This window comes from Moorena sp. SIO3B2 (assembly GCF_010692525.1).
Taxonomy (GTDB): domain Bacteria; phylum Cyanobacteriota; class Cyanobacteriia; order Cyanobacteriales; family Coleofasciculaceae; genus Moorena; species Moorena producens.
In genome coordinates this window covers 1-2,877 of the sequence record NZ_JAAHHE010000600.1, presented here as the reverse complement: position 1 = coordinate 2,877, position 2,877 = coordinate 1, and the positions used below count along the sequence as shown (strand labels likewise).

Sequence of the window (2,877 nt, the reverse complement as noted above, 5' to 3'; positions counted from 1 at the left end):
TATGCAGGGATTTTAGACTTAGAATTAAGGAGTTGGTCCAAGTCTAAGTTCCCTGGATGTGGGGAAAATAAGCTTCTGAGAAATCTTATTAGATTTAGGAGAAAACTATTTTCCAATCCACTATATGCTCTATTGATTGTAGTTTCTTTAATTGGTTTTGCTTATCTATCACTAAGAGTATTGAAAGATTTGATAATTGTTACTGATCCTGTTGTTCCTAAGCCTGAAATTTGTCCACTTAAGATGGACGATCATATAAGTTGTGGTGAAGAGAGTCTTTTTCATGATTTACCGCCACTAAATAAAAAGTACGCCATGAAATACTATCATGACAAACGATACGACAAAGCTTCAAGATTTTTTGAAATTTCATTTCAGCAGGAATCTCAAGATGATCCAGAAACTTTAATTTACTGGAATAATGCTAAACTTAAGACAGATCCCAATATAAAGCCCTATACTATTGCTGTTGGAATTCCTATCACAGGAGACAAAGCTCAAGCCAAAAAGTTACTTGGAGGAATTGCTCACGCTCAAAACAATATCAATCACTCCCAAGCTAAGATCAATGGTAGACCGCTGAGGATCTTGATTGCCGATGATCATAACGAGAGTGAAAGTGTATTATCGAAGTTTATAGCTTATTATGATGGGGAACCCTTGGAAGGGTGTGTAGATACTCCTGAGGGAGAAGCCTTTTGCGATCAAGCTTCAAAAACTCAGATAAACTGGAGAACAGCCAATTCATACGATGCATACAATGCCATCATGACCATTGCTAAGGCTCTGGAGACTTTACCAAACCCCAATCGAGTCAAGTTACAAGAAGCCTTAAGGAGGCTCTACCGAAGATAGTGTGTATAAAACCGCGCTTATTGCCGACTAGGTCTGATGGGAGGGGTTATTTATAAAAAATCATTCTATCTCTTGATGCAGTCGCTCATGGGGGAAACCACGGCAGTCGCTCATGGGGAGGGGCTGTGTGCGGAACCTGCGTCCGCACCTTGTAAGCCCCGTGGAGACCCCCAAGACCGCGCTGCCTCCCCAAGACCGCGCTGCATCGCGTAAAAACTCAAACTCCCGCCCAGTAAGGATTATACGAATTATTCCATCAGATTTTTACACAGCAAGTTCGGTAGAGCCCTTAAGGAAAAATAACTTTAGTTACCCAGGTCCAACTGGGACAGTCAAATTCAAACCAGATGGTAACCGCACAGAGCCACCAGGAGCAGCAGTTAAAGTTATACGATCAACATGTAATACAGCTTACCAGGGATTAGAATTTGTTCCCATTGAGTATGTGGATGAAAGACAATGTCAGTGAAGTGGTGCTGGCATTGAAGCCTTGATTTAATATGATTGAATACGAAAACCTTATGAAGAATACAGAAAAAACTGTTATTGCAGTCACTGGTCATACCAATTCCGGTAAAACAACTTTGATCAGAACGTTAACCAAGAGCAATGTCGGTCTAGTTGCTGACCGAGCACACGCAACAATAAAGACTGAAACGATTCAATATAATACTCTGCAAGCCTTGTTCCTTGATTGTCCAGGTTTTGAGGTTCCAGATTCTTGTTTAGCCTATATGAAAGCTAAAAAACAAGAGCTTTCTCCAGAGATGTTAGCAAACATATTTCCTGTAGATAAAATGAAATATGATCTAAATGCAATAGAAGGAGTAGAGGGAGCAGATGTGGTCATATACGTTGTCGATACTTTAAATGATGTGCCTGAAACAGGACATGATCAAGAAATTGAACTTTTAAAGGAATTAAATAAGCCTATTATTGGCATTGGGAATAAAAGCATAAAAAGAAATGAACAGCATGTTAAACGAATAACTCAGTGGGAAGATTTTTTTAAACAAAACGATATCAATCATTACATTATGTTTGATAGTTGGTGGGATGACCCCTCCAAAGTTACTCGGATTTATAGCTATGTTGAAAATTTATTGTCTGGTCAAAAGAAAGAAAGATATCGCATAGACCTGGAAAATTTCAGACATAGACAGCTTGAAATTTTAAGTAAAGCTTCAGATTTAATGTATGACTGTATCCAAGCATGCAGCAAAGCAAAAAGACAAAAGGGTATTGATAATACTTCCCCAGAAAAAGATCTTATTGATGAAATACGTGATGAAGTTAAACAGTTGTTAGAAGAATTTAATGAAAACGTTTCAAGGCTTTATAAATTAGCAGCAGACGATCCACTCAAAGGAGTTAATGACCTTAACTTTCATAAAAAAAGCTTTTCAAAGCCTAGAGATGTAGTTGATGGTGCAGCTGCTGGTACAGGCATTGGCACTGGAGTCGGTGGTGTTATAGGTGGGATAATCGGTTTTCTGATTGGATTGCCTGTTGGTGGTGTTGCTGCTGGACCAGCAGCGTTAGTTGGTATACAGATAGGGGCTACTGCTGTTGGTTTCTTGGGAGGAGGTCTGGGTGCTGTATTATCTGTAAATAACAATATACTGGTTGCTCTCGACTCAAATGATAAAAAATCTATAGCTACTACTTGCCTAGCGATTATATGGGGAGTGTCTTACCACGGTTACGGAAACAGCCCAACAATAGGAGAGCAAGAAATTGTTGGGCTTTTAGAAACAATTAAAAATTTCCAAGATAACAGATATATTTTTTGGGATAAACTAAGTAAAAAACAGGTGTTTGAAGAATGTAAACAGTTTTTTGATAAAATAGAAGGTAGATTGTGAGGTGGAATATTTAACAAAGGGAGCAGTTGCGTAGGGTGCGTTAGGGGAGCCCTGATTTAGCCAGTGTTAGCACAGCCCGCCCCGTAACGCACCACTGCTGGGTCAAACCACAAAAGGGACTATTTCTTTAAATCAATTGCATTGCCACGAACCAGAT

Annotated in this window: 2 protein-coding genes; both read left to right on the top strand. The window is 39.3% G+C overall.

The features are described 5' to 3' along the window. A partial coding sequence (locus F6K38_RS38645; RefSeq protein WP_502709651.1) for an ABC transporter substrate-binding protein occupies nucleotides 1–855 on the top strand: 855 nt, incomplete at its 5' end. 521 nt (nucleotides 856–1,376) lie between these two features. After that, the gene (locus tag F6K38_RS38640) at nucleotides 1,377–2,720 is read left to right on the top strand and encodes a GTPase (protein ID WP_287360232.1); all 1,344 of its coding nucleotides are present in this window, start codon (nucleotides 1,377–1,379) and stop codon (nucleotides 2,718–2,720) included. Nucleotides 2,721–2,877: the final 157 nt, after the last annotated feature.